The sequence below is a fragment of the Ochrobactrum sp. EDr1-4 genome, assembly GCF_049199085.1.
In the GTDB taxonomy this organism is placed as follows: Bacteria; Pseudomonadota; Alphaproteobacteria; order Rhizobiales; family Rhizobiaceae; genus Brucella.
Genome location: NZ_JBLZOF010000004.1, coordinates 73,247 through 97,716 on the forward strand (window position 1 = coordinate 73,247; position 24,470 = coordinate 97,716).

Genomic DNA, 24,470 nt, shown 5'->3' on the forward strand with positions numbered 1-24,470 from the left:
AGAGCACAATGTTATTGCTCATTACGCACATTTTGTATTGACATAATTGTGCATTATGCGCATTTTCTGCTCACCCCGCCCAAAACCGGCTGCGCTGGACCGGGTTTTGAGTAGAAAGCGCAGTCGGTTCTCCGGGGTTTAGCGGAGAGACCGATGTCAAACATTATTTTCATGGCAAGACTAACGGACAAAGGCGACTTCGCCGCTGTTCGACGCGCAGAACAGTTGCTTCAGGCTCACGGCTTTTCAGTTGGAGTAACCCAGCGTGGATCACCTCGCGGTATCCTGTTCGGAGCGTACAATATCCAGAAATGGCGCAACCTTGATGAAAACGACCGTGCCGGTTTGCACGGCATTTTAGACGGCGACCGTGCAAGCGATGCGCAGATTGAGATCTGGGATCCGGCTCCTATTGAAGCCGTTGGTGCACTCGCTATCGCAATCGAGGGGCAGTCTAGCTCGATAATCACGAAGCGCCCTTCGCTATCAACGGAGGTTCTCGAACATGCATGAACGCCCCAGCTCAGAAGGTTTTAACCTTCCTACTGCCTACAAATCGCATGACAAGAAGCTCAATCAAAAGGTTGTTTTAGCAACTCTTTTTGCCAGCGCAAGTGTCGCCGCCATTCTTGGCGCGCAGATCGTAGGGCTGGTATGACTGACCGCCCTATCCTTTTCAGCGCGCCAATGGTGCGCGCCTTGCTCGAAGGTCGCAAAACACAGACGCGCCGTGTGATTAAACCACAGCCGACCGGCCGGATTGATCCGCTTATTAGTTTCAATCATGGCAGAATGGAAATCGCATTCGGTCCTGACATGCGTGATAAAGATGGTGGTCCGAAATGGTGGCGACCGCTTGCACAAGCAGGAGATCGCCTTTGGGTACGCGAAGCTTGCGCCATTGTCGGCACAGTAGATCCGGGCTTCGTGTTGTATCGGGCGGACGGTTATGAAGCCGAATGCGAGCGCCACGGCTTCGACAAACCATTCCCTCCTGAAGCGGAAGCCCGCTGGCGTCCATCTATTCATATGCCACGCTGGGCATCGCGTATCACGCTTGAAGTCATAGATGTACGCGTAGAACGTTTGCATGACATTAGCGAGGCTGATGCATTTGCTGAAGGTGTCACGAAAGTGCGGGAAGCTTGCCACGTTATTCGTGGGTTCGATTATGACTTATCAGGTCTTTGCCATACATCGGCAATCACGCCATTTCTGAAACTTTGGAACCACATCAACGGACCCGATGCATGGGAGAGTAACCCATGGGTTGCCGCCTACACTTTCCACGTCATCAATCGGAATATCGATCAGATCGGGGTGGCGGCATGAACAAACGTAAGAAAGTCGCATCGTACCAAAATCGCTTGAACAAAAGTCTGGCAAACTTCAAGCGAGATACTAAAGGCCACTCAATGACGGTTCGCATGGATAACGGCGTGCATCGCGACCTCAAGTTTTCCTATAACAACAGTTCCACATACCACTTCAACATCACGACTTGGCCGGGATACCTATGCATAAGCGGGGATATGGGAGACTACGTTTTCCAGCGCTTAACTGACATGTTCGAGTTCTTCCGTGGCGATGCCATCAACCCGGATTATTGGGCTGAGAAAATTCAGGCGAATAATAGGCGCGGCGGTTATGAGCGATTTAGTTTTGATCGCCTCAAAGAAGCTGTGAAGACAGATTTCGACCAGTGGGAAGTCCCACGCAGGAAAAAGAAAGCTGCTTGGCAGGCCATTGAAGATAAATTGTTTTTCTACATGGACCCGAACGATGAGCGCGGATGCATACAATCGGTTATGGATTACGAGTGCTCGCTAACCAAGCAGTGCTTCGTTGATTTTTACGAGCACAATTTAAAGGAATACACGCACCACTTTCTGTGGTGCTGTTTCGCTATCCAGTGGGCTATCAAGCAGTATGACGCCATCCACCCGACAGGAGGCAGCTATGAAAAATAGATGCAAAGAAAATCCATGTTGCGGAGAACCGCATTCTTGCACCTTGACCACCCGCCCCGCCGCGCCGGTCGAAGGGTTGGAGACGGTTGAACACCAATACTGGACACCAAAGAGCGAATGGAAAAAAGGCGATAAGAAGTTTGTTCTGAGTGCGGCTAGAAGTGGTGAAACTATCCGCGAACTCGTCGCCAAATCGCAGGCCGAGGACATCATTGCGGCGGAACGGGGAGCGCAGCAACGTCTTCTTGATATTATCGAGGAAGCGAACGCCGAAATTGAAAGCTTGGAAGTTGAAAAGGTACGGCTAGAAAACCGCCTCTTGGTTCTCGAAACCGACAACGCGGCGCTGACGGCGCGGGTTAAGGAGTTGGGCGAGGCGTTGGAAGAGATTGACCGCACGGCACAAGCTGGTTTGTGTGCGGGCACATTCCAAGGTGCGCGAGCTTTTCATGAGGATATTCGCACCAAATGCGCCGCCTTGGAGGATCGCCCATGACCTCCACCCATCATAAAGAGATCGATGAACTATTAGACAAGCTAACGCCCCTTGCTTCGCAAGCTCGCGTTGAAAACGCCCATTGGATTGTAACGCCTGAAGGTGAGTACGTCTCCAATAACGGCAACGAATGGTGCTTCGACTGCGGATCAGCAAAGCTCAAGAACCTTCGGAAGCATAATCGTAAAAACGCCGATGGATACATTCTTGATGGCGGATGGGCAATCGATCACGACACGCCACCTATGTGCGCTCACTGCGGCGTGAAGCTGCGGGCCTCGCTTTTGGTGTATGGCGGCATCTACGAGTTGGATCATTTCCGAGATAATCCTCCGGTCCCCGGCAACATAGATCACGCCTACGAGGTCAGCGAAATGCTTTCAGCTTTCCAATACACGCGATCAGAGCATGACGGTCTTGCTGCGGAAGCCATTGAGATCGGTCAAAAACTGGTTTCACAGCTTAAAGGAGACCGCCCATGACCCTCATTGACAGACTATCCAAGCTGGACGGGCCTGATAGGGAAGAGGATGCGGAGATTGCCAAGAGCGTTGGCGGACTCAAAGCTAACCGTGAATTTGGCATGGGCGGCAACTGGTGGGACCGATGGACCGATGGCGGGTTAACTGTTGGCCTCCCCGCCTACACCGCCTCTGTAGACGCGGCTATCGCGCTGGCTGAGAGGGTGCAGCCTTACAGCATCATGGTCTTATTTAATGATGCATTCATCTGGCTTCACGCGAGATACAGACCAGAAAATCATTCAAAGATGCTTCCCATCGCCCTCTGCACCGCCCTCTTGCGCGCAAGGGAGGTCAACCGATGAGCATGGCTTGGATCCGGAAGAACTATCGTGTTCCTGCCAAGCGCGGTGGACGTATTCAATACACTGGCGGGTGGAAAGACGAAACAAAATCGACCTTTGGAACAATCCGTAGTGCAATAAGTGGCAGACTTAGAATCCAGATGGACGGCGAGAACCATACATCGATCTTCCATCCGACGTGGGAGATCACCTACTTGGACGGCGGTGTGTTATGATCGCCATCGCCCATCATGTTCAGATAGTTGGTAATTTCCTGCGCTTCATCGCGCCGAAGATTGCAACAAAATTGGCCGTTCAGCTTGGCAGGTTCACCTGTCAAAAGCCTAACAACGGTCCACGTTCCATCCGGCTCTTGCCGTTTGTTGAAGTGAATTTTTGTCATGGCACATACCGTTCATTGCGCTGCCAAGTAGATAAGTTTGAGCAGCCTATTTTCAAGTCATCGAGGAGAGCAAAATAAGATGCATGCGCAAAGCACAAATCAACAGCGAAGCCTTGATCACATCCAAGCGCCGAGACTTCTAGACGTCAACGACGTCAAGCGCCTCACCACGCTGGGAAAGACGACGATTTATCAGTACGTCAAGGACGATAAGTTTCCGAAGCCAGTGCGGCTGGGAGCAAACAAGATCAGATGGCGCGAGGATGAAATTGTTGAATGGCTCGAATCGCTGCCTCGCGCTTGATAACTATCGCTTCGGCCCCAGTAACAAATCTCCTGCTGGGGCCATTTTATTCATCAATAAATCAGCCCACAGTTGCGCGAGTTCACGCCTCCGACCAAGATGCATTGCGCGATTGTATGCAGCCTCGACTTTATCTTTTGGAACATGCGCCAACATCAGGTCGATAACCGCGCGATCATTCGGGTAATGCTCATTCATGATTGTTGAGAACGTAGATCTCCAGCCATGAGGCACATGCACCCCTGATAAATGCGCGCGCTTAAGCAGGTAGCTTAATGCGTTTTCGGACATCGGCTTAAATCGATGTCGAACGTTAGGGAAAACGTAAGTCGCGCCCCACGACTCTTTCTTGGCTGCTTCAATCACCTCAATTGCCTGCTTTGACAACGGTACCAGATGATCGCGGCGTGCGTCATCCTTATGCTCCAGCTTCAACTTCATCCGGCTTGCAGGGATGTGCCAGACGGGGTTCTCCTTATCGAGATCTGCAAATTCCGTCCAAGGCGTGGTGATCAATGTGCCGGGCCTGACAGCCGTTAAGGCAAGCAGGCGCATCGCAAGCTTGGTGACCGGGTGAGCGGTTTCAGCTTCAGCCTTAGTCAGAACTTCGCGAGCCTCTTTGAGCGTGATCACCGCAGGCTGTTTGCTTTTGCGCAAGGGTGCCAAGGCACCTTTCACAATATGGGCCGGATCATCTGATGCTTGACCGGATGATATGCCGTAAACAAACACCGATGAAATCCGCTGCCTTACACGTTTAGCTGTTTCAATGGCGGTCTTTTCGATCTCGCGCAGCAACTTCAAAACATCAGGCGCACTTATGTCGTCTGGATGCTTTGATCCGATATGTGGAAATACCCGCGCCTCAAGACTGTCGATCACATCATCAGCATGTCGCTTGACCCACATAGGCCTTTGAAGCTCAAACCACTCACGCGCCAGTATTTCAAATGTGAGACCGGTAACGCTCGATGGCAAGCGAATCGGAGAAACCTTAGGGTCGCCGCCGCTCTTAACAATCTTACGTTTTTCATCACGGAGATCCCGCGCATCTGAAAGAGATAATTCGGGATACGACCCAAGCGATAGCAGATGTTCTTTGCCTTCGCGCTGATAACGAAAGCGCCAAAGCTTTGAACCGGAGTTCGCCACGAGAAGAAACAGCCCTTTTGAGTCGCTTAATTTGTAAGGCTTGTCGTTTGGTTTGGCTTTTTTGATTTGTGCTTCAGTTAGCATGCACCCACCCGCTATCTCAATTTAGCGAACGGGCGAAGGATAACGGTATCCGGTTTTCTCTTTTACGATATCCGGTTTGTATCCGACTTGGTCCCGGCTTCCAGCAACCAAGCCCGAACGCGCTCGAAACGGAATGTACACTCAAACTCAAGCTTTACAATGGTTTTCGAACGCGAATGAACGTGGGTGTATCTGCTTGAAAGAGTAAATGGCGGAGGGGGTGGGATTCGAACCCACGGTACGGTCTCCCGCACGCCGGTTTTCAAGACCGGTGCCTTAAACCGCTCGGCCACCCCTCCACGCGATTGAAATGGTTATGCTTTTCTCGGTTTCAGAAAAGCTCTAATTCAGTATGGATACTGATTTGCCACCCATTCAATTATCGGATGAGTACTTACCAGCTTTTATGGCGACGTCAACTTGTTCTGCAACTTTTGTTTTCATCCAAAGCATGACTTGTGAATAAATTTCCAGAGCAATCCGATTATGAAGGAGGATATGCATCAGCACGCCATTTTCACCACCATTCTTGACCTGATAAAACGGGTGCCATGGACCTCAGAACAAAAATGATTTGCGGCAGCACATTCGGCTTTGATTGTCGTTCGGATTAAGTAGCTTTGTGGCGCTTCATATTTTTGTCGATGACTTACGCGATTGCACTAATTGCACTTTGGTAAGCTTCTTTCCCGCTATCAACACAAACTCTACCGCGTTGAGAACTGGCAGAAGACCGTAGAGTAACCCTAAACAGCAATAAGAGGACGCCCGACCGAACAACCTCTTCAAATTAAATTGTTAAAATTAAGCTGTTTGAATGATCGTATTCTGCTAAAGCTCGCGACGAAATTAACAGCATGGAAATATTCATAAAATGGAATGGTTCCCGATAGTCGCCGGCGGATTCAAGCTTATCGTTTTAGGCATCGCCATGTTTTTTGCCATCAAGTGGCATTACGACAAAGACAAAGAGGCAAAAAAACAAGAAGCTGATAAAGCTATTGAGCCAAGCAATTCATAATTTACCCATGACAACAACGCATTGCCCCTTCCCCAAACAGGAAGGGGTATTGCGATAAATAAATATATACCTCGACGTCCGAAGATAATTATTGATGAATCTTAAAGTCCAACAATAATACGATAAATAAAATACTATATAAATAAATGCAACTTAGACAAAAATATCTAAGTTAAGCAATCTCGATATAATAGAGATTAAAAATAAAGGCAGCGGCAATCTGTCACTTATATAGATTTGTAAAAAATCGCGCTACGGATTGAACTCTCCATCCATAATGCATAAACTTGATATTCATACTCATAAAAGAAAAGGGAACCTATGAGTCTGGAATCGGTCAAAGCGTTCTTTGCGGAGAAGGCACCGGAAATCGATATCATTGAATTACCGACCAGCACAGCGACAGTCGCACTTGCTGCTGAGGCTCATGGCGTGCAACCGGGGCAGATCGCGAAGACATTATCGTTTACGGCTAAAGACCAGACTATTCTCATCGTTACGCGTGGCGATGCACGTATCGATAACCGTAAGTTTAAAGATCATTTTGGAAGCAAGCCGCGCATGCTGGATGCGGAAAGCGTGGTAAGCGAGACAAGCCATCCAGTCGGCGGGGTGTGTCCGTTTGGTTTACCAAGCGCCCTGCCCGTTTATTGTGATCTGTCGCTCAAGACCTATGAAGAAGTTGTACCTGCAGCAGGCGCAACGAACAGCGCGGTAAGGATCGCTCCGCAAAAAATGGCCGAACTCGTTTCGGCGCAATGGATTGATGTTTGTCAGTCGACCGACATTGATTTGAATACATGATCGCGGTGACGTGATGAAAAGAAGTCGTTTTTTACCCTTCAAAGGTGATAAATCACTTCATATATTTTAAGAATAGTTCTAAAGTGGAATCGAAATAAACGCACGCGCTTGGCACATACGCTCAAAAGCTAACCATCTTCGGTTAACCCACGAAGTATGTGACGTAACAAAAGCAGAGCTTTTGAATGGGAAAACCCCAATCATAAAGTTCGAGGATGTGCTGAAAGGAATAATAAATGCGTCTTACTCGTCAGACGAATTATGCCATTCGCATGCTTATGTATTGTGCCGCCAATGACGGCAAATTGAGTCGTGTGCCGGAAATCGCCCGTGCATATGGCGTATCCGAACTTTTTCTTTTTAAGATTTTGCAGCCACTTGTCGAACACAAGCTGGTTGAAACGGTGCGCGGTCGTAACGGTGGTGTACGCCTTGGACGCGCAGCAAAAGATATTTCACTGTTCGACGTTGTACGCGTGACCGAAGAAAACTTCGCGATGGCAGAGTGTTTTGAGAACGACGCTACGGAATGCCCGCTCGTTGATAGCTGCGGCTTGAACTCAGCTTTGCGTGAAGCGCTTAATGCCTTCTTCGGCGTTTTGATGAAGTACAGCATCGACGACCTCATAAAGGCTCGTCCGAATGTTCGTGCTTTGCTTGGCCTTGATGAAGATCTTGAAGTTGAGCGGGTCGCCAGCTAAATTTCTATTTTGTACTGAATTGAAAAGGCTGAGAACCGACTTGGTTCTCAGCCTTTTTATTTTATGATTTCGTTCAGAGCGACGCAGCGTAAGCCGATTGTGGTAGCACGAAAGGAACGCCTTTTGCCGGCTGGACACCGACCCGCAACGTGCATTCATAAACCCGTTCAAGGCGATCGTCGGTCAAAGCATCTTGCGGCGTGCCGATCGTATCAAGCCTTCCCTTATGCATGACGGCAATACTATCGGCAAACATGGCGGTAAGATTGAGATCATGAAGAATGGCAATCACCCCACCACCTGCCGCCGCAAAATCGCGTGCAATTTCCATCACCGTGATCTGGTGTTTTATGTCGAGGCTGGAAATAGGCTCATCAAGGAACAAATAGCGGGGTTTTCCATCCACCACCGGCTTCCACACCTGACACAAGACGCGAGCCAGCTGAACTCGCTGCTGCTCGCCCCCGGATAATTCCTGATAAAGCCGACCGCTAAAGCCAGCCAGATCGACTTTCGCTAAAGCGAGATCAGGCAATTTTTCCTGTTCTGGACCCATCACACCGCTGAATCCACCTGTCAGACCGATATGTACAATTTCGCGAACTGTGAAGGGAAACGACAAGGCGCTGGCCTGTGGAAGCACCGCACGACGTGCTGCCATGCGCCATGGCTTAATGCTGCTAAAATCCTCGCCATCCAAATAAGCCGATCCCGTATAAGCGATATCGCCAGACAGCGCGCGCAGCAATGTTGTCTTTCCCGAGCCATTCGGACCAACGATGGCTGTCACCTCACCCGGTCGGGCAACAAAATCGACATTTTCAATGATCGACTTTTTGCCGATAGAAACGCTTAAGTTTTTGGTTTCAATCATCTCGTGCCTCACAGGTCGAGAACGCCGCGCTGACGCAGCAATATCCAGAGGAAGAAAGGAGCACCACAAACTGCCGTAATAATGCCAATAGGCAACTCAGCGGGTGCGACAATGGTACGGCTGACCGCATCTGCCAGCAGAAGCATAATCGCGCCGAGCAGCGCTGCCGAAGGCAACAAATAGCGATGATCGGGGCCAATGCTCAAACGCAGCATGTGCGGCACAACGATACCAATAAAACCGATGCCACCCGATATTGCGACCGTTGCACCAGTTGCAGCGGCCACTGTCACAATAGCCACATTTTTAATACGCTGAACGGGGATGCCGAGATGACCCGCGGCTGCCTCGCCCAATGCAAGCGCATTTAGACCACGTGCAAGAAACGGTGTAGCAAACAGGACAACCATGATAATCGGGCCAGCCGTTCCAATCTTGCCCCAAGTTGCGCCCGCAAGCGAGCCAAGACCCCAGAAGGTTAGATCACGCAACTGACGATCATCGGAAATATAGACGAGAGCGCCAGTGGCGGCCCCCGTCAGTGCCCCAAGCGCGATACCGGCAAGCAACATTGTAGCGACGGACGTGCGGCCACGCCGCGTCGCTACGCGATACAGCACAAGCGTTGTGATCAATCCGCCAACAAACGCAGCCAGTGGCAAAGCATAAAGACCGAGCAACATGTAAAGCGGCGCAAGCGTGGTTCCACCAAGAACAATCATCGAAACTGCACCCAGGCTGGCACCAGCCGAAACACCGACAAGGCCCGGATCAGCGAGTGGATTGCGAAACAACCCCTGCATCACAGCGCCTGAAACCGCAAGCGACGCCCCCACCAATATGCCTATGATGATGCGCGGCAGGCGTATTTCCATAATGATCAGATGATCGCGCCTGAAGGCATCTGCACTCTCCTGCGTGCCGAAAACATATTCACGCAGAACAGTCAAAACCGATGCATCAGAAGCACCCGCAGTAAGACTGAAAAGAGCAGTCACGCCAAGGGCTATCGCAAGAACAACGATAGCAAGGCGTGCGCGGGCTGAACGATCACCGACATGGTTATCGGCGGCTTGATCACGCACAACAAAGCCCCCGGGTTTTGCCGTGCGGTCATGGCTGGTCATTTCTATATGTCCTTATTGCGCGTTTCCGCGATATGCCTGCCCGTACTCAAACGAAACAGGCACAGTTCTTAGTTTGCGGCCTGCTTGCCATAGAGCTTTTCAGACAACTCGCGGCTGGCAGCACCTGTACGTGGACCGAAGCCAAGCAAATAGAGTGAGTCCATCTGAACAATGTTACCGCTGCGGCCCGCAGGCGAATTGGCCAAAGCAGGATTTTTCAGAAGGTCTTCCTTCTGAACGCTATCTTTACCAATATTCATCGTCAGGATCAGATCAGGAGCAGCCTTTTCAACGGCCTCGTCTGTCAGCTGCTTATAACCCTGGTATGAATCGATAGCATTTGCACCGCCCGCAAGCGTAATGATGCCATTGGCACCAGTGCCAGTTCCAGACGCCATAATGCGTCCTTCCTGTGCAGACATGATGAAAAGCACACGCTTACGTGGGTTTTGATTGGCCGAAATCTTCTCAGCTGCTTCAAGATCACGCGAGACGTTTGCTGCAAGTTCCTTGGCCTTATCTTCAAGCCCAAGCGCTTTACCGACAGCATCAATCTTGGCAATGACGCCCTCACCCGTAAAGGATTCCGGTACCATAACAATAGGAACAGATGCTTTCTTGAGGACTTCCAGAGTTTCCGGCGGGCCACTGCCTTCCGACATCAAAATGCCGGTGGGATTGACCGAAAGAACGCCTTCCGGCGACAGGCGGCGCATATAACCAACATCGACCAGTTCGTGCGCTTGTTCAGGATAGGTACTGGTTTGGTCACGTGCGACGAGCTTATCGCCTGCGCCCAACGCATAGACGATTTCTGTCACAGCGCCACCAACCGAAACAACCCGGGAGCTATCCGCAAGTTTCTCAACTGTATCCGCTTTTGCAAACCCGCTGAACGCAACGGTCGTAGCAAGGACAGCCAAAGCCGTATAGCGACCGATGCTTGAACCAATCATTGACATGTTTTGAACCCTTCACATGCATATTCCGGAAATGGAAGCCATCTCCGGAACGCATATTAAAACAAAGACTTAAATCCTGTTTGTATTAAGCGGCAGACGACTGAGGCAAGCGCGGCAGATTTTCTGCAATCATGCGCCAGTCAGCGAGTTCAGCCTCGCCTTCATGACGTTCGCCGAAGAACTGGATAATCATCTCACCATTGGCATCGTAGGCTTCAAGCGAAGTGACGTGACCATCCTTGGTAGGTTTACGAACAACCCATGCATCAGCAATGTGATCCGCGCGCAGATGAAGATGGAAAGTCGGGTCAAGTACATTGAGCCATGGGCCCATCGTCTTAATTTCTGCAATCTTACCCGTGTGGATTTGAATGCAACCGCGACTTCCGACAAAGCACATGATCGGGATCTGTTCCTGCACCACATGGTTCATCATCGCTTCAACTGCCGACAGATCGACGCGCCATGCGAAATCCTGACCCGCAAGATGCACCGCCTGATGACGGTCAACACCAAAATCCTTCAGCAGGCCAATAAACTGGTGAACATCGGTGAGCGCTCCCCAGCGTTCGCGGAACGCATCGCCATCAACAGTTGAAACATCAGCTTTCTCAGCTTTGGCAGCGATTGGCTTTGTTTCAATCGCAGGCGTCTGATCATCAAGCAGCAGTTCTGAAACAAGCTGCTCATATGCTTCCAGATTGGATGCAGGACGCAGATGGATTTTATGAACCGCTTCGCCCGAAGCATCAAAAAACTGAAGGCTACGACGAATATGTTCGCCATCCGGCTTTGCGACAGCAAAACCGTGCACCCAATGCCTCGGGAAAATACGGAGATCAATTTCTTTGCCGAGTGTCAGCGATGCATGCGGACCCCAAATCGTTTTTTCGAATGGGCCGATCTTTTCGTGCACAGCGCTTTCATTGCGCGTTAGCGCCATGACTTCGCCGAGCGAAGGCGCATGTTTAAGCAGAGTTTCAACATCGGCACGGATGCGTCGAGCGGAAATCGAGCTTTTAGCATCTGCACCTGTGTAAGCCGCAATGAAATCGGCTTCTGATATCCCGAGGCTTTGCGCAAAATCGCGTTCGCGCATTTTCGGGTTATCTGCCCGTGCCTTGAGTATTTGCTCTGGGGAGGGCTTGGTCTGGGTCGTCATCTTTTGTTGCCTACTTGTTAAGGATGAGCTTGCCTTGACGGGTGATTTTCAAACGATAGAGAGAGCCGCCGTGCTCTATCGCCACTTCACGAGAGCCGTTGAAGAGTTCACGGCTGCCATAAGTTTTAAGCTGCGATTCATAAGACTGTTCAGAAGTGTGCGATTTGACCTGTCCTGTCGTATCTAGACGCGACTGGAGTTCGGGCATGCGGCTGGAGACGCGCTCACGCGGCAACCGCACCTGCATGTCGATATGGATTCGCCTGTTCATTTTACTGCCTCTGCACCAGTTATGGAGCCGTTTTTGTTAACTGACTTGGTCCCAACAAATCATTAGTTGACATCATAAGTCATGTTTAATAATCACTGCCTTACTGGATTAATCGAGTCAAGTTTAATTGTCTTTTTTTCCAGAGCAAGCCCGAAGGTTCTCCTTCCAGCCAGCGCCATAACTTCCCTCGGGATGGGAAGAACGTAACCTATTGAGATAATTAATTTTCTCGCGCCCAAGCGGCTGCGAGAATTTTCTGTGGCCTTCAGGAGAACTTAGGCAATGCGGGTAATAAACGGGGAATATAGGCGGTCATTTCTAGCGAGCACAGGCTTGGCAGTGATCCTTACTACGATGGCATCGGGCGCATATGCGCAGCAAAAAGCTGCTGCAAGCGAAGCCGATGGTGTTGAGTTGAAAACAATAACAATCCAGAATCCAACGACAGCTAAAGGCGATGCACCATATTCTACGCCTGCTGCAGTCAGTGCTATTTCAAAAGAAGAAATCAATCGTTATGGCGATGTGAAACTCGATGACTTGCTTCGAGATGTTCCGGGTACCTTTACGCGCGTGAACGGTTCCCAACCTGGTGTTGCTGTTAATATTCGCGGCTTCGAAGGCTCAGGGCGCGTTAATACAATGATCGATGGTGTTCGCCAGAATTTCCGCTTTACAGGACATGAAGCTTCCGGCTTTACATATGTAGACTCTAATCTTCTCGCAGATATTGATGTGAGCAGAGGTGCGGTCACCGGCCTTGGCGGTGGCGGTCTCGCTGGCAGCGTAAATCTTCGTACCTTGGGCGTTGATGACATCGTGCGCCCAGGTCAGCAATATGGTGTTTTGGGCCGAGCCTCATGGGGTAGCAACGGTGTTGGCTTCTCGGAGATGATCGCTGGTGGTGCTCGTGTCAATTCGATGGGCATTGCGGGAGCAATCAGTCATAGGGATTCTGATAACTATAAAAATGGCGATGGCATTGAGCAAAACAATACTGGGCAAAAGCTGACGTCTGGTCTTATTAAGACTGAATTCGGTTTTGGTGAAGATCACAAATTGTCTTTAGGCGGCGTTCTCTATAACAATGATTTTGGCGCCAATTCTTACGATCAAACCATCAAAAATCGAACCCTGACTGCAAATTATAGCTATAATCCAGCAGATAATGATCTCATCGATTTCCATCTAAATGGTTACTACAATCGACTTGATATGAATTATGGCAAAGGCCTCACATCAAATGCAACAGCGGCTATAGACCGCGAAATCAAGGACACGGGATTAGGCTTCGATATATCCAACACCTCACGCTTTAACGTCAACGAAGTGGCCGTTAAATGGAACTATGGTGTTGAATATTTCCGCGATAAAGTGACCGGAACGAAGACTGGTGCTAATCCGGATAATGGACACAGCACAACCGGTGCAGTCTTTTCGGATACGACTTTGTCATACGGAATTGCCGACCTTACGGTCGGCTTGCGTTATAACTTCTATAGCCTTGAAGGTGACGCAACTGATGGCACTTCTCTAATTGACAGGTCCTTCAACGCGCTCGACCCACGCATCACCCTCGCCGTCAATGCAACAAGTTGGCTGCAACCGTATGTGACCTACTCTCACTCGATGCGTAGTCCCACTCTTCAAGAAACGATGGTTGGTGGCGTGCATCCAGGTAGCACTCAGGTCGGCTTCCGTGCAAATCCAGACTTAGAACCTGAAAAGCAAAGAGGCTGGGAAATCGGCGCTAATATTCGCAAAGATGACCTGCTGACCGCAGGTGACAGCCTGAGAATTAAAGCCAACTATTACGATATGGATGTAGAGAACTACATAATCAGTTCGGCATATAATGGCTGTAATCCTTTAACAGACAGAACTTGCCAGACATGGTACACGAATGTTGATGGAAATTCCCGCGTTAGAGGTGTGGAACTGCAAGCAGCTTATGATGCAGGATTTGCCTTTGGTGGCGTGACTTATACGTACACCAAAGCTAATTTGCCGTCGATTCTGCCCGGACTTGGTGCAAGCCAATACCTTCCGGACAATATTTTTTCATTGTCAGGTGGCGCTCGCTTCCTCGAACGTAAGCTAACCGTCGGTGGACGTTATAGCTACGTCTCCACCGGCAAGGTTGCAGGTTATACGGGAACGACAACTTCCGACAAGAGCTACGGTCTAGTCGATGTCTTCGCAAACTATAAGTTTACTGAGAACGTTGATCTAACGCTCAAAGTTAACAACCTGTTCGACAAGACTTACACACCATTCCTCAGCACATCTGGATCAGGTCAGGGACGTACATTCCTCGTCGCTACACAGTTCCAGTTCTAAAAACATTCGGGAGGTCTAAGCCTCCCGAACATCAATCGTCGTGTCTACGAAGTCCACTCATCTCTGACCGCTGTGGTGGTCTTCATATCCCGAGATACGACGCGGCGAGTGCGGTCCCTACCACTGCACTCGCCGGAATTTTATCAGGACGTACCACGCCATCTGTGCAATTGTCCTGCGACCAATTTGTAGCCAGTCCCTCTTTGAAAGTAAGGATCAGCAATGTTCATCGCAATGAACCGCTTCAAGGTAATCGTCGGCAATGAAGCCGAATTTGAAACCGTTTGGCGCAGCCGCGACTCGCAACTGTCAGAGTTGCCGGGGTTTGAAAGCTTCCATCTTCTGCGCGGCGCAACCAATGAGGAAGAAGGCTATACGCTTTATTCCTCGCACACAGTTTGGAAAACGCGTGACGATTTCATCTTCTGGACGAAATCTGAACAGTTCCGCAACGCGCATCGCAATGCGGGCAACACCAAGCCGCTTTATGCTGGCCCACCTCAGTTCGAGGGATTCGAAGCTGTTGAAGGCATCTAAACAGTCTCAAAAGGCAGTTTTCCACACGATGCGGCGAAATAGCGCATAAATTCAAAACAGGGCTAAAACTGCCCTGTTTTTCTTTATGTAAAAGTCTAATTCGCGTTTAAAGATGGGCGGTTAACTCATATTTAGAATTATTCTAAGTTATTGTTTTTTAGAACGTTTCAAAAACATAAAATTTGACAGAACGGCCACCATACAGCCATAACCTGACTGAAACTGGTGGGTTTTAAAAGACTTACCTAAGACTACCTTTGATGTTCGGGCCTTTAACCCCTGCGATTGGAGGAACCTTTGTTCGGTTCAGAGTGGCTTACCGCCAATATTGAAGTTAAAAAACGCACTTTAAACAGTGCTTTTGATGCTATGAATAGCAACGAACAAAGATGCCCACTCCATCTTGTGAATTTTTTACAATCACAGAGCATTGCAGATGCTGGAGTTTCTTTTAAATGCTAGTCTGCAGCTGCAACGTTATTACACAAAAAGATATTGAAGCCGTTGTCACGCAACTTCTTGATGAGGATTGCTGGCGTTTAATCGTGCCTGGAACCGTCTTCAATGCCATATCCAAGAGTGGCCGCTGCTGTGGCTGCTTCCCAAATGTCGTAGAAACGATCATAAGGGTGACCGAAGAATATCATCTTCGTCACAATCAAATGGACGAAAACGTGATCCTGTTTATGGATCGTGTACGTTCTCTACGAGACAAATTCGGGAGTTCTTGGAATGAAAGGCGAACCAAAGGTCATCGAGCGGCTTAACGAGGCACTGTTTCTCGAATTAGGCGCTGTAAACCAGTATTGGTTGCACTATCGTCTGCTTAACGATTGGGGTTTCACGCGTCTTGCTAAGAAAGAACGCGAAGAATCCATCGAAGAAATGCAGCATGCGGACAAGATCATCGACCGCATTATTTTCCTTGAAGGCCACCCAAACCTTCAGACACTCGCACCATTACGCATTGGCGAAAACGTCAAGGAAGTTCTAGAAGCTGACCTCGCTGGCGAGTATGACGCACGCGCTTCTTATAAGAAGTCACGTGAAATCTGCGACGAACTCGGTGACTATGTCTCCAAGCAGCTTTTTGATCAGCTTCTGGCGGATGAAGAAGGTCACATTGACTTCCTCGAAACCCAGCTGGAACTGCTTGGCAAGATCGGCGAAGAACGCTATGGTATGCTGAATGCAACTCCTGCAGACGCAGCAGAATAAGTAAAAATACATTACAAAAAAGGGCGCTCTAAGCGCCCTTTTTTATTCTTTGGATTGCAGCTTATTGCGGCAGCTTGTCGTCTACGCCTTCAACATAGAAGTTCAGGCCAAGCAATGTCTTGTCGTCAGCCTGTTCGCCCTCTTTCAACCAAATTGAACCGTCCTGCTTCTTGATAGGACCAGTGAATGGCTTGAATTCGCCAGACTTGATCTTGGCTTCGGTTTCTTCAGCCAGTTTCTTCACGTCGTCTGGCATGTTGGTGTAAGGCGCCATCTTGACGAGGCCTTCCTTCATGCCCCACCAGATGTTCTGGCTTTCCCATTTACCGTCGAGAACAGCTTTAGCGCGGTCGATGTAGTATGGACCCCAATCGTCAACAATCGCGGTGAGCTGAGTTTCTGGGCCAAACTTGATCATGTCCGAAGCCTGACCAAATGCCTTGATACCACGCTCGTGTGCAACCTGGATTGGTGCGGTTGAGTCGGTATGCTGGGTCAGAATGTCGACGCCCTGATCAACCAATGCCTTGGCAGCATCGGCTTCTTTGCCCGGATCAAACCACGAGTTAACCCAGATCACCTTGACTTTGAAATCAGGATTGACCGACTGTGCGCCGAGGATGAAGGAATTGATGCCCTGCACAACTTCCGGCACGGGCACCGAGGCAATGTAACCTGCAACGCCCTTTTCGGACAGCTTCGCTGCGATCTGCCCTTGCACATAGCGACCTTCATAGAAGCGCGCATTGTAAGCAGAAACATTGTCGGCGGTCTTGTAACCGGTTGCATGTTCAAACTTTACATCCGGGTATTTGGCAGCAACCTTGATGGTTGGGTCCATATAGCCGAAAGAAGTCGTGAAGATCAGCTTGTTACCAGCACGCGCAAGACGCTCGATAGAGCGCTCAGCATCAGCACCTTCCGGCACGTTTTCCAGGAATGTCGTTTCGACCTTGTCGCCAAGCGCTTCAATCATTTCCTTACGCCCAACGTCATGCTGATAAGTCCAGCCGAAGTCGCCCGGAGGTCCGATATAGATGAAGCCAACTTTCAACTTGTCTTCTGCATGTGCCGCTCCGCCGAGCATAAAGCTGGCTGCGGTGGCAATCGCCAACAGCGTCTTTTTCATGTTCCCTGCACTCCTTGTTATCACCCTCAAAACAAAACAGCAGGCCGTGGGAGCCGGACTGCTGTTCAGAACTCGTATCTACCTGTCCGGCACAAATGGTTTGCCAAGCGACGCAGGCGTGTTCATCATCGTCAAACGCCTGTTGCGCGAGATGATGACCAGAACCAAGATGGTCGCGATATAGGGCAAGGCCGACAGGAACTGCGACGGAAGACCGAAACCAAGTGCCTGCGCGTGAAGCTGGCCAATGGTCACAGCGCCAAAAAGATATGCGCCGATCAGAACACGCCAGGGACGCCATGAAGCGAACACCACGAGCGCAAGTGCAATCCAGCCGCGCCCCGCCGACATGTTTTCAACCCACTGAGGCACATAGACCAGCGATAGCTGCGCGCCGGCAAGTCCGGCACAAGCGCCGCCAAACAACACTGCGAGATAGCGCGTGCGAACTACATGCACACCAAGCGCATGAGCCGAGCCGTGATTGTCACCGATAGCGCGCAATTGTAGGCCTGCCCGCGTGCGGAACAGGAACCATGTCACGCCAATAACAAGAAGAATGGAGATATAAAATATTGGGTCCTGACCGAACAGGAAGCGACCGACATAAGGAATATCAGTGAGATACGGAATGCTGATCGCATCAAGCCGTACACCGGGCATACCGACAAAGCTTTCACCAAGCATAGCAGATACGCCGATACCAAGAATGGTGAGCGCCAAACCCGTTGCAACCTGATTGGTAACAAGCGTCAGTGTCAGAAATGCAAATATGCCGGAAAATGCCATTCCTACGAAAATGGCGGCAATCATGCCAAGCCACGCCGAGCCAGTAAACTGAGCCGCGGCAAAGCCGGAAACCGCCCCCATCAGCATCATACCCTCGACGCCGAGGTTCAACACGCCGGAACGTTCAACAACGAGTTCACCAATGGCAGCAATTAGCAAAGGTGTTGCAGCAGTCGCTATGGTGAGAAGGATTGCCTGTGTCAAATCCATTGATCAGGCCTTTCCTGCTGCGCGTCCCGCGATAAAGCGGATGCGATAATGAATGAGTGTGTCGCAAGCGAGCACGAAGAACAGGATCATGCCCTGAAATACGCGCGCGGATTTTTCGGAAATGCCGATTGAAACCTGCGCAGCCTCGCCACCCAGATAAGAAAGCGCCAGCACGAAACCTGCTGCAATTGCACCAATCGGATTGAGCCTGCCAAGGAAGGCGACAATAATCGCCGTAAAACCATATCCGGGCGAGATAACTGGACGAAGCTGGCCGATAGCGCCCGATGTTTCAGCAATACCCGCGAGACCTGCCAGCGCGCCCGAAACAGCAAAGACAAAAAAGACAAGTTTGCCCCGACTAAAGCCCGCAAAGCGCCCTGCCCGTGGGCTTTGACCAATGACTTTGATTTCAAAGCCTTTCAGCGTTTTGGCAAGCAAAAACCAAACGACGATTGCGGCAATAATTGCGAAGATGAAGCCCCAATGCGCACGTCCAGATGCACTCCAGATTTCTGGCAGCACGGCGCTTGCATTAAACTGACGCGTTTCCGGGAAATTATAGCCTTCCGGGTTGCGCCAAGGGCCACGTACCAGCCAATCAAGAAAAAGCTGCGCCACATAAACGAGCATCAGACTGGTCAGGATTTCATTGGTGTTAAAGCGGACTTTCAACAAAGCCGGGATCGACGCATAGGCAGCACCGCCCGCCATGCCCATTAACATCATCAACGGCAGCACAATCCACATCTGAAGATCGGGAAACATGACGGGCAGAATCGAGCCAGTCACTGCACCAATTATAAATTGGCCTTCCGCACCGATATTCCAGTTGTTGGACTGAAAGCACACGCAAAGACCCACTGCAATAAGAATAAGCGGCGTCGCCTTTACCAGCAATTCGTGCCACGACCAGATATCAAACAGCGGTTCGACAAAGAAAACGTAGAGCGCATGAAGCGGATCTTTGCCCATCAGCGCAAAAGCAATACCACCAAAAACCAACGTCAGCACCAAAGCGAGCAAAGGCGAGATGGCACTAAAGATCTTCGATGGCTGCGGGCGTTTTACGAGTTCAATACGCATCACGCTGCCCCCGCCTGATCTGTACCGGAAACGCCGCCCATCAAAAGGCCGATCATTTCCAATGTTACATCTGCTATAGGCATCGGGTCGGAAAGCGCGCCATGGTTCATCACAGCAATACGGTCACTGATTTCAAGGAGTTCATCCAGATCCTGACTAATCACAAGCACTGCTGAACCAGAGCGTGCGAGATCAACAAGCGCTTGGCGGATATGCGCCGCAGCACCGGCATCCACACCCCATGTCGGTTGATTGACGACCATCACCGATGGCGAGCGATCTAATTCTCGTCCGATAATAAATTTCTGCAAATTACCGCCTGACAAGGCGGAAGCGGGCGGGTTTTCTGCGCTCTTGCGGACATCCATTGTTTTGATAATGCGCTGTGCAGCCGACCGCAACGCGCTTTCAGCAATAAGCTTCAGCTTGCCACCGCGCATAAAGGCTTTGGCATCGGTTTTATAACGCGAAAGGAAGAGATTATCTGTCAGCGAGAGAGCCGGAACAGCACCATGTCCCAAACGTTCTTCTGGCACAAAGGCAGCGCCCATCATTCGGCGGTCGCTAATGCCGAGCTTGCCTGCGCCCGTGCCGCGAATGCGCACCGCTGATGCAGACGATTGGAGAACCTCGCCAGAAATGGCTTCAAAAAACTCACCCTGCCCGTTACCAGCAACGCCAGCAATACCGACAACTTCCCCAGCTTGAATGCCAAGCGAGATATTGTTTAGCGCTGTTGAGAATGGGCCTCGCGGTGCTTGAGACAGATTTCTTATCTCAAAAAGCGGTGACGCTTCTTGTTCAACAGCTAAAATCGGGCTGCGTGCGACGACTTTAATATCATTGCCAACCATCATACGCGCCAGTGATGCAGCCGTTTCCTGTCTCGGATCACGATGCGCAACAACTTTGCCATGACGCAGCACGGTGGCACGGTCACAAAGCCGCTTCACCTCTTCAAGGCGATGGCTGATGTAAAGGATCGACTTACCTTCAGCCTTCAGGCGCTCCAGCGTTTCAAACAGGCGGTCAGCTTCCTGCGGTGTGAGAACCGATGTGGGTTCATCGAGAATGATCAAATCCGGTTCCTGCAACAGGCAACGAACAATCTCAATACGCTGACGCTCGCCAACCGACAGATCACCCACATGGGCCTGCGGATCGATTGGAAGACCGTAGGCCTTCCCCACATCGCGCGCACGTTTTGCCACTTCAGAAAGCGACAGGGAGCCATCAAGCGAAAGCGCAATGTTCTCGGCGGCCGTGAGCGAGTCAAACAGCGAAAAATGCTGGAAAACCATGCCAATGCCAAGCTGCCTTGCCATTGCGGGTTCGGTAATCGTAACGCGCTCACCCTTCCAGACGATTTCGCCTTCCAGAGGTTGCAACGCACCAAACAGCATTTTTACAAAGGTCGATTTTCCCGCACCATTCTCACCCAGAAGCGCGTGAATTTCACCTTCCGCGATAACGAGATCAACGGCGTCACAGGCCCGAAGCTGACCAAATACTTTGGTGAGCCGGCGGACATCCAAAAGAGGTCGGTCGGTTGAAGGCGCTGACATTATTCCCCGAGCTTATTTTTGGATAACCTTATCCAGCAAGGTCACACTTGAAAAGCTAAAAAGAAAACGGCGGAGGACATATGCACACCGCCGTTATATTTTCTGATTGTATTAAGACCTATGGAAGCAAGATGCTCGCACCGGTAGTTTTACGTGCTTCGAGGTCTTCATGAGCCTTGCGAACGTCTTTCAGCGCATAAGACTGGTTGATTTCGATCTTCACAGCACCGCTTGAGACAACATCAAAAAGATCATTCGCTGTTTTTTCCAGATCAGCACGCTTTGCAACATAATTGAACAAAGTTGGACGCGTTACAAAGAGCGAGCCCTTTTGTGCAAGCAGATTAAGATCAAACGGCGGAATAACCCCGGATGACTGACCAAAGCACGCAAACATACCAAGCGGCTTCAGCACATCGAGCGATCCCATATAGGTATCGCGACCAACTGAGTCATAGACGACGTCCACGCCCTCGCCGCCGGTCAGTTCTCGGACCCGGTCGACAAAGTTTTCCGTACGGTAATTAATGACATGGTCATAGCCATGCGCTTTAGCCAGCGCGACTTTTTCCTCGGAACCTGCTGTTCCAATAACGGTTGCACCAAGGTGTTTGGCCCACTGACCAGCAATTAACCCTACGCCACCGGCTGCGGCATGGAAGAGGATTGTATTTCCCTGCTTCACAACAAAAGTCTGGCGCAGAAGATACTGCGCAGTCATACCTTTCAGCATCATTGCTGCAGCAGTTTTTAATTCGATGCCGTCCGGAGCCTTGACGAGCCTGTCGGCCGGCAGAATGCGCTCATCAGCATAAGAACCCGGAGTCGCTGCATAAGCAACGCGATCACCGATTTTAAGACTTTCAACGCCGGAGCCAACGGCCACAACAATGCCCGCACCTTCATTGCCGGGGATGAATGGCATTTGCGCGGCTTTATAAAGTCCGGTGCGGAAATAGACATCAATGAAATTCAGACCAATCGCCTCATGGCGCACCTTAACTTCGCCAGCGCCCGGTTCACCGATTTCGATCTGCTCATATTGCAGAACTTCCGGGCCACCTGTCTGGTGCACGCGAATTGCATTGATCATGATGCTTCTCCGGTCTTTGCTTTCTTTGCATTTGCAGCTTGTTCAGCCGCAATCACCGTAGCCGTTCGACCAAGATTAGGGAAAAACTGCATGATTGCGCCGATGAAATAGATGTAAAGACCTGTCACCGTGATACCGACCCGCACCCAAAGCGGCGCATCGAGCATATAATAAAGGCCAGCCGCACCGAATGCACACCATAGCAAGAAGATCGAAAGGTTGAGCGGGCGAAGACGCACCACGCGCACTGGATGCAAAAAGCTGATTGGCAGAAATGAAAGAATTGCCGACAGAACGACGATAGCAAAGGCTTCCCATTCGCCCGGCCGCACAATGAACAGCGTAAACACCACCATATTCCAGACTACCGGAAAACCCTTGAAGAAGTTTTCCTTCGTCTTCATGCCCGTATCGGCATAGTAAATCGCGCTGGTGATGACGATGATCGCGCCGGATATGAAGGACAGGTTGGTCCCCATAAACCCGCTTTGATAAAGCGCGAAGGCCGGTATCAAAACATAAGTCACATAGTCGATGATGTTATCAAGCAGTTCGCCTGACCAGTTGGGCAGCACATATTTGACTTCGAGTTTGCGGGCGATTGGTCCGTCAATGCCGTCGACGAACAGCGCCAGTCCCAACCACCACCACATTGCAGTGTAGCGACCGTCACTCGCAGCGACGATAGACAAAAAAGCAAGAAATGAACCCGATGCGGTGAGCAGGTGCACAGAAAATGCTTTCGCCTGAGGCGCTGTCACTTTCTTAGCTTTTAATTTTCCGGTCAGTTTGCTTCTCACGTCGCTCGCCATTTCTCTTGATCGCCATCCCACGCGCTAAAAACAGCATTGGGAGGCAGATAAGACTTTCGGGCACCAAGCCATCGAAAGCCATACTCTGTTAAAAAAGCTTTCCCCGAATAAGGTCAAAAGCGCAAGTAAGTCATGAGACAAAACCGCCCTCATTCCACCAAAGATTGGGTTTTAGTGGTTGCGGCAATGGCGTTTGACCATCACTTACGATTAAATGAACACAAATACGATGCGATAAGAATCGCTTTGGACCGGAGTTTTGTCGGTCAGGGATAGAGCATTATGAATGATGTGATTGTAGATAAGCCCCTCACTGAAATCACGATCAGCGGCGGTGGTCCTGCCGGAATGATGGCGGCGATCGCACTTAGCGCCAAAGGTTATCGCACAGCATTGCTCGGCCCGGAAACAGACATTCACGACCGCCGTACAACAGCGCTTATGATGCCGGCCATCCGCTTTCTCGAAGAAATCGGCGTGTGGGAAGATATTGCCCCAGTCGCTGCTCCCCTCGCATCAATGCGTATCGTTGATGCCACAAAGCGGCTTATCCGCAGCCCAACTGTCACGTTCCGTGCAGGTGAAATTGATGAAGTCGCATTCGGCTATAATATCCCCAATGCTGCCCTGAACCAGAAGCTCTCTGACGCCGTTGCGAGAAATGCGAACATCACGCGGATAACGAACACGGCGATTGAATATCGTAACAACGACGATCACATAACCATCACGCTTGCAGGTGGCGATACACTGCATACGCGTTTGGTCGTGGCCGCTGATGGACGAAATTCAGCAGCGCGGGAAGCAGCAGATATTCGCACCCGTCGCTGGAGCTATCCGCAGACAGCGGTCGTGCTTTCCTTCGCACATGAGATCGAACACGAGAATATTTCGACCGAGTTTCATACCGAAGAAGGACCATTCACACAGGTTCCGCTCAAAGGTAAACGCTCAAGTCTCGTCTGGGTCGTCAACCCTGAGCGGGCAGATTATTTGCTTGCGCTAAATGAGAGCATCCTTGCTCAACATATTGAAGACATGATGCAATTCATGCTTGGCAAGATCACAATTGATGTTCAACCGCAAGCGTGGCCGCTATCAGGTATGGTGCCTTTATCATTCGCAGCCAAGCGCACAATTCTGATCGGTGAAGCAGCCCATGTCTTTCCGCCTATCGGCGCGCAAGGACTTAATCTCGGAACGCGTGATGTAGAAATGCTCGTTAAAGCCATTGCAAGCAATCCTTCTGACCCCGGTTCAGATCGTGTGATCCGCGCTTATGATCGTGGCCGCCGCCCTGATATTCTGGCACGCACTGGTTCAGTCGATGCGCTGAACCGCTCGCTATTGTCATCAATGTTGCCAGCACAGATTGCTCGCGGTGTGGGGTTGGAGATGTTGCGTTCGTTTGCACCGCTTCGTGCGTTCTTCATGCGCGAAGGTTTACGGCCCGGTAGCGGATTTTCCAGGTTTCTACCGCAGTTTCCGAAACTATCTGATCGCGGAAGCCAAGTAAAAAAGTAGCCAATCGCGTTAAAATTCGATCCTGAAATCT

30 protein-coding genes and 1 tRNA gene are annotated in these 24,470 nt (G+C 50.5%); 18 read left to right on the forward strand and 13 right to left on the reverse strand.

The window, feature by feature from the left end; translation table 11 throughout:
* Positions 1 to 153 precede the first annotated feature (153 nt).
* The 10 genes from ACOZHT_RS15215 to ACOZHT_RS15260 are packed head-to-tail and all read left to right on the forward strand — an operon-like array spanning position 154 to position 3,978.
* Positions 154 to 513, forward strand: coding sequence for a hypothetical protein (locus tag ACOZHT_RS15215; protein ID WP_421565936.1), 360 nt, complete (start codon positions 154 to 156; stop codon positions 511 to 513).
* A complete protein-coding gene (locus tag ACOZHT_RS15220; RefSeq protein WP_421565937.1) occupies positions 506 to 658 on the forward strand; it encodes a hypothetical protein in 153 nt (50 codons plus the stop codon). Before ACOZHT_RS15215 ends, ACOZHT_RS15220 begins: the two co-directional genes overlap by 8 nt.
* The gene (locus ACOZHT_RS15225) at positions 655 to 1,332 is read left to right on the forward strand and encodes a hypothetical protein (RefSeq protein WP_421565938.1); all 678 of its coding nucleotides are present in this window, start codon (positions 655 to 657) and stop codon (positions 1,330 to 1,332) included. Before ACOZHT_RS15220 ends, ACOZHT_RS15225 begins: the two co-directional genes overlap by 4 nt.
* A complete protein-coding gene (locus ACOZHT_RS15230) occupies positions 1,329 to 1,970 on the forward strand; it encodes a hypothetical protein (protein ID WP_421565939.1) in 642 nt (213 codons plus the stop codon). The genes ACOZHT_RS15225 and ACOZHT_RS15230 overlap by 4 nt, the downstream gene beginning before the upstream one ends.
* Entirely contained in the window at positions 1,960 to 2,466 is a 507-nt protein-coding gene (locus ACOZHT_RS15235) for a hypothetical protein (protein WP_421565940.1), read from the forward strand. The genes ACOZHT_RS15230 and ACOZHT_RS15235 overlap by 11 nt, the downstream gene beginning before the upstream one ends.
* The gene (locus ACOZHT_RS15240) at positions 2,463 to 2,948 is read left to right on the forward strand and encodes a hypothetical protein (protein WP_421565941.1); all 486 of its coding nucleotides are present in this window, start codon (positions 2,463 to 2,465) and stop codon (positions 2,946 to 2,948) included. Before ACOZHT_RS15235 ends, ACOZHT_RS15240 begins: the two co-directional genes overlap by 4 nt.
* Positions 2,945 to 3,292: a hypothetical protein gene (locus ACOZHT_RS15245; RefSeq protein WP_421565942.1), complete on the forward strand. Its 348-nt coding sequence runs from the start codon at positions 2,945 to 2,947 to the stop codon at positions 3,290 to 3,292. The genes ACOZHT_RS15240 and ACOZHT_RS15245 overlap by 4 nt, the downstream gene beginning before the upstream one ends.
* On the forward strand, positions 3,289 to 3,507 hold the full coding sequence (locus ACOZHT_RS15250; RefSeq protein WP_421565943.1) for a hypothetical protein: 219 nt from the start codon (positions 3,289 to 3,291) through the stop codon (positions 3,505 to 3,507). Before ACOZHT_RS15245 ends, ACOZHT_RS15250 begins: the two co-directional genes overlap by 4 nt.
* Positions 3,504 to 3,752 carry a hypothetical protein gene (locus ACOZHT_RS15255; protein WP_421565944.1) on the forward strand — a complete coding sequence of 83 codons (249 nt, stop codon included), beginning with the start codon at positions 3,504 to 3,506 and terminating at the stop codon, positions 3,750 to 3,752. The genes ACOZHT_RS15250 and ACOZHT_RS15255 overlap by 4 nt, the downstream gene beginning before the upstream one ends.
* A gap of 1 nt (position 3,753) precedes the next feature.
* A complete protein-coding gene (locus ACOZHT_RS15260; protein WP_151615096.1) occupies positions 3,754 to 3,978 on the forward strand; it encodes a helix-turn-helix transcriptional regulator in 225 nt (74 codons plus the stop codon).
* Between the two features lie 3 nt (positions 3,979 to 3,981).
* Here the strand turns inward: ACOZHT_RS15260 and ACOZHT_RS15265 are convergent, their stop codons facing one another.
* Together ACOZHT_RS15265 and ACOZHT_RS15270 are read right to left on the reverse strand one after the other, a co-directional pair.
* Entirely contained in the window at positions 3,982 to 5,214 is a 1,233-nt protein-coding gene (locus tag ACOZHT_RS15265) for a tyrosine-type recombinase/integrase (RefSeq protein WP_421565945.1), read from the reverse strand.
* Between the two features lie 209 nt (positions 5,215 to 5,423).
* A tRNA-Ser gene (locus ACOZHT_RS15270) sits at positions 5,424 to 5,513 on the reverse strand.
* A gap of 575 nt (positions 5,514 to 6,088) precedes the next feature.
* On the opposite strand from ACOZHT_RS15270, the gene ACOZHT_RS15275 reads away from it, so the two are divergent.
* The 3 genes from ACOZHT_RS15275 (at position 6,089) to rirA (ending at position 7,740) form a co-directional block, all read left to right on the forward strand.
* Positions 6,089 to 6,235 (forward strand): hypothetical protein, encoded by a 147-nt coding sequence (locus tag ACOZHT_RS15275; RefSeq protein WP_421565946.1) that lies wholly within the window; start codon positions 6,089 to 6,091, stop codon positions 6,233 to 6,235.
* Between the two features lie 321 nt (positions 6,236 to 6,556).
* Positions 6,557 to 7,039 (forward strand): YbaK/EbsC family protein, encoded by a 483-nt coding sequence (locus ACOZHT_RS15280; RefSeq protein WP_421565947.1) that lies wholly within the window; start codon positions 6,557 to 6,559, stop codon positions 7,037 to 7,039.
* Positions 7,040 to 7,275: 236 nt separating this feature from the next.
* Positions 7,276 to 7,740, forward strand: a complete 465-nt coding sequence (gene rirA / locus ACOZHT_RS15285; RefSeq protein WP_339512834.1) for an iron-responsive transcriptional regulator RirA — start codon at positions 7,276 to 7,278, stop codon at positions 7,738 to 7,740.
* A gap of 73 nt (positions 7,741 to 7,813) precedes the next feature.
* Here rirA and ACOZHT_RS15290 read toward each other — a convergent pair whose 3' ends face one another.
* From ACOZHT_RS15290 to hemP, 5 genes are all read right to left on the reverse strand, one after another.
* Positions 7,814 to 8,614: a heme ABC transporter ATP-binding protein gene (locus ACOZHT_RS15290; protein WP_421565948.1), complete on the reverse strand. Its 801-nt coding sequence runs from the start codon at positions 8,612 to 8,614 to the stop codon at positions 7,814 to 7,816.
* Positions 8,615 to 8,622: 8 nt separating this feature from the next.
* Positions 8,623 to 9,741, reverse strand: coding sequence for a FecCD family ABC transporter permease (locus ACOZHT_RS15295; RefSeq protein ID WP_421565949.1), 1,119 nt, complete (start codon positions 9,739 to 9,741; stop codon positions 8,623 to 8,625).
* Between the two features lie 68 nt (positions 9,742 to 9,809).
* Complete coding sequence (locus ACOZHT_RS15300) at positions 9,810 to 10,703, reverse strand: heme/hemin ABC transporter substrate-binding protein (RefSeq protein WP_421565950.1); 894 nt, start codon at positions 10,701 to 10,703, stop codon at positions 9,810 to 9,812.
* An 85-nt stretch (positions 10,704 to 10,788) separates the two neighbouring features.
* On the reverse strand, positions 10,789 to 11,865 hold the full coding sequence (locus tag ACOZHT_RS15305; RefSeq protein WP_421565951.1) for a hemin-degrading factor: 1,077 nt from the start codon (positions 11,863 to 11,865) through the stop codon (positions 10,789 to 10,791).
* A gap of 10 nt (positions 11,866 to 11,875) precedes the next feature.
* Positions 11,876 to 12,136: a hemin uptake protein HemP gene (gene hemP / locus ACOZHT_RS15310; protein WP_339512824.1), complete on the reverse strand. Its 261-nt coding sequence runs from the start codon at positions 12,134 to 12,136 to the stop codon at positions 11,876 to 11,878.
* Positions 12,137 to 12,475: 339 nt separating this feature from the next.
* On the opposite strand from hemP, the gene ACOZHT_RS15315 reads away from it, so the two are divergent.
* From ACOZHT_RS15315 to bfr, 4 genes are all read left to right on the forward strand, one after another.
* Positions 12,476 to 14,476 carry a TonB-dependent receptor domain-containing protein gene (locus tag ACOZHT_RS15315; RefSeq protein WP_421566015.1) on the forward strand — a complete coding sequence of 667 codons (2,001 nt, stop codon included), beginning with the start codon at positions 12,476 to 12,478 and terminating at the stop codon, positions 14,474 to 14,476.
* 222 nt (positions 14,477 to 14,698) lie between these two features.
* On the forward strand, positions 14,699 to 15,013 hold the full coding sequence (locus tag ACOZHT_RS15320; RefSeq protein ID WP_421565952.1) for an antibiotic biosynthesis monooxygenase family protein: 315 nt from the start codon (positions 14,699 to 14,701) through the stop codon (positions 15,011 to 15,013).
* A 455-nt stretch (positions 15,014 to 15,468) separates the two neighbouring features.
* Positions 15,469 to 15,780, forward strand: coding sequence for a (2Fe-2S)-binding protein (locus ACOZHT_RS15325; protein ID WP_310011967.1), 312 nt, complete (start codon positions 15,469 to 15,471; stop codon positions 15,778 to 15,780).
* The gene (bfr, locus tag ACOZHT_RS15330) at positions 15,746 to 16,231 is read left to right on the forward strand and encodes a bacterioferritin (protein WP_421565953.1); all 486 of its coding nucleotides are present in this window, start codon (positions 15,746 to 15,748) and stop codon (positions 16,229 to 16,231) included. The genes ACOZHT_RS15325 and bfr overlap by 35 nt, the downstream gene beginning before the upstream one ends.
* A gap of 61 nt (positions 16,232 to 16,292) precedes the next feature.
* Here bfr and ACOZHT_RS15335 read toward each other — a convergent pair whose 3' ends face one another.
* The 6 genes from ACOZHT_RS15335 to pcsA all read right to left on the reverse strand — a co-directional run bounded on the left by ACOZHT_RS15335 (position 16,293) and on the right by pcsA (position 22,915).
* Positions 16,293 to 17,360, reverse strand: a complete 1,068-nt coding sequence (locus ACOZHT_RS15335; RefSeq protein WP_421565954.1) for a BMP family ABC transporter substrate-binding protein — start codon at positions 17,358 to 17,360, stop codon at positions 16,293 to 16,295.
* 78 nt (positions 17,361 to 17,438) lie between these two features.
* Positions 17,439 to 18,359, reverse strand: a complete 921-nt coding sequence (locus ACOZHT_RS15340; protein ID WP_421565955.1) for an ABC transporter permease — start codon at positions 18,357 to 18,359, stop codon at positions 17,439 to 17,441.
* Positions 18,360 to 18,362: 3 nt separating this feature from the next.
* Positions 18,363 to 19,445: an ABC transporter permease gene (locus ACOZHT_RS15345; protein WP_421565956.1), complete on the reverse strand. Its 1,083-nt coding sequence runs from the start codon at positions 19,443 to 19,445 to the stop codon at positions 18,363 to 18,365.
* On the reverse strand, positions 19,445 to 21,010 hold the full coding sequence (locus tag ACOZHT_RS15350) for an ABC transporter ATP-binding protein (RefSeq protein WP_421565957.1): 1,566 nt from the start codon (positions 21,008 to 21,010) through the stop codon (positions 19,445 to 19,447). Before ACOZHT_RS15350 ends, ACOZHT_RS15345 begins: the two co-directional genes overlap by 1 nt.
* Positions 21,011 to 21,128: 118 nt before the next feature.
* Positions 21,129 to 22,103, reverse strand: a complete 975-nt coding sequence (locus tag ACOZHT_RS15355; RefSeq protein WP_421565958.1) for a quinone oxidoreductase family protein — start codon at positions 22,101 to 22,103, stop codon at positions 21,129 to 21,131.
* On the reverse strand, positions 22,100 to 22,915 hold the full coding sequence (gene pcsA / locus ACOZHT_RS15360; RefSeq protein WP_421565959.1) for a phosphatidylcholine synthase: 816 nt from the start codon (positions 22,913 to 22,915) through the stop codon (positions 22,100 to 22,102). The genes ACOZHT_RS15355 and pcsA overlap by 4 nt, the downstream gene beginning before the upstream one ends.
* A gap of 282 nt (positions 22,916 to 23,197) precedes the next feature.
* Here pcsA and ACOZHT_RS15365 point away from each other — a divergent pair, with 282 nt between their 5' ends.
* The gene (locus tag ACOZHT_RS15365; protein ID WP_339512804.1) at positions 23,198 to 24,439 is read left to right on the forward strand and encodes a UbiH/UbiF family hydroxylase; all 1,242 of its coding nucleotides are present in this window, start codon (positions 23,198 to 23,200) and stop codon (positions 24,437 to 24,439) included.
* Positions 24,440 to 24,470 lie beyond the last annotated feature (31 nt).

Bases quoted from the DNA above. Each gene is read 5' to 3' on its own strand.
- ACOZHT_RS15215 (WP_421565936.1), top strand. From the start codon at position 154: ATGTCAAACATTATTTTCATGGCAAGACTAACGGACAAAGGCGACTTC.
- ACOZHT_RS15220 (WP_421565937.1), top strand. From the start codon at position 506: ATGCATGAACGCCCCAGCTCAGAAGGTTTTAACCTTCCTACTGCCTAC.
- ACOZHT_RS15225 (WP_421565938.1), top strand. From the start codon at position 655: ATGACTGACCGCCCTATCCTTTTCAGCGCGCCAATGGTGCGCGCCTTG.
- ACOZHT_RS15230 (WP_421565939.1), top strand. From the start codon at position 1,329: ATGAACAAACGTAAGAAAGTCGCATCGTACCAAAATCGCTTGAACAAA.
- ACOZHT_RS15235 (WP_421565940.1), top strand. From the start codon at position 1,960: ATGAAAAATAGATGCAAAGAAAATCCATGTTGCGGAGAACCGCATTCT.
- ACOZHT_RS15240 (WP_421565941.1), top strand. From the start codon at position 2,463: ATGACCTCCACCCATCATAAAGAGATCGATGAACTATTAGACAAGCTA.
- ACOZHT_RS15245 (WP_421565942.1), top strand. From the start codon at position 2,945: ATGACCCTCATTGACAGACTATCCAAGCTGGACGGGCCTGATAGGGAA.
- ACOZHT_RS15250 (WP_421565943.1), top strand. From the start codon at position 3,289: ATGAGCATGGCTTGGATCCGGAAGAACTATCGTGTTCCTGCCAAGCGC.
- ACOZHT_RS15255 (WP_421565944.1), top strand. From the start codon at position 3,504: ATGATCGCCATCGCCCATCATGTTCAGATAGTTGGTAATTTCCTGCGC.
- ACOZHT_RS15260 (WP_151615096.1), top strand. From the start codon at position 3,754: ATGCATGCGCAAAGCACAAATCAACAGCGAAGCCTTGATCACATCCAA.
- ACOZHT_RS15265 (WP_421565945.1), bottom strand. From the start codon at position 5,214: ATGCTAACTGAAGCACAAATCAAAAAAGCCAAACCAAACGACAAGCCT.
- ACOZHT_RS15275 (WP_421565946.1), top strand. From the start codon at position 6,089: ATGGAATGGTTCCCGATAGTCGCCGGCGGATTCAAGCTTATCGTTTTA.
- ACOZHT_RS15280 (WP_421565947.1), top strand. From the start codon at position 6,557: ATGAGTCTGGAATCGGTCAAAGCGTTCTTTGCGGAGAAGGCACCGGAA.
- rirA (WP_339512834.1), top strand. From the start codon at position 7,276: ATGCGTCTTACTCGTCAGACGAATTATGCCATTCGCATGCTTATGTAT.
- ACOZHT_RS15290 (WP_421565948.1), bottom strand. From the start codon at position 8,614: ATGATTGAAACCAAAAACTTAAGCGTTTCTATCGGCAAAAAGTCGATC.
- ACOZHT_RS15295 (WP_421565949.1), bottom strand. From the start codon at position 9,741: ATGACCAGCCATGACCGCACGGCAAAACCCGGGGGCTTTGTTGTGCGT.
- ACOZHT_RS15300 (WP_421565950.1), bottom strand. From the start codon at position 10,703: ATGTCAATGATTGGTTCAAGCATCGGTCGCTATACGGCTTTGGCTGTC.
- ACOZHT_RS15305 (WP_421565951.1), bottom strand. From the start codon at position 11,865: ATGACGACCCAGACCAAGCCCTCCCCAGAGCAAATACTCAAGGCACGG.
- hemP (WP_339512824.1), bottom strand. From the start codon at position 12,136: ATGAACAGGCGAATCCATATCGACATGCAGGTGCGGTTGCCGCGTGAG.
- ACOZHT_RS15320 (WP_421565952.1), top strand. From the start codon at position 14,699: ATGTTCATCGCAATGAACCGCTTCAAGGTAATCGTCGGCAATGAAGCC.
- ACOZHT_RS15325 (WP_310011967.1), top strand. From the start codon at position 15,469: ATGCTAGTCTGCAGCTGCAACGTTATTACACAAAAAGATATTGAAGCC.
- bfr (WP_421565953.1), top strand. From the start codon at position 15,746: ATGAAAGGCGAACCAAAGGTCATCGAGCGGCTTAACGAGGCACTGTTT.
- ACOZHT_RS15335 (WP_421565954.1), bottom strand. From the start codon at position 17,360: ATGAAAAAGACGCTGTTGGCGATTGCCACCGCAGCCAGCTTTATGCTC.
- ACOZHT_RS15340 (WP_421565955.1), bottom strand. From the start codon at position 18,359: ATGGATTTGACACAGGCAATCCTTCTCACCATAGCGACTGCTGCAACA.
- ACOZHT_RS15345 (WP_421565956.1), bottom strand. From the start codon at position 19,445: ATGCGTATTGAACTCGTAAAACGCCCGCAGCCATCGAAGATCTTTAGT.
- ACOZHT_RS15350 (WP_421565957.1), bottom strand. From the start codon at position 21,010: ATGTCAGCGCCTTCAACCGACCGACCTCTTTTGGATGTCCGCCGGCTC.
- ACOZHT_RS15355 (WP_421565958.1), bottom strand. From the start codon at position 22,103: ATGATCAATGCAATTCGCGTGCACCAGACAGGTGGCCCGGAAGTTCTG.
- pcsA (WP_421565959.1), bottom strand. From the start codon at position 22,915: ATGGCGAGCGACGTGAGAAGCAAACTGACCGGAAAATTAAAAGCTAAG.
- ACOZHT_RS15365 (WP_339512804.1), top strand. From the start codon at position 23,198: ATGAATGATGTGATTGTAGATAAGCCCCTCACTGAAATCACGATCAGC.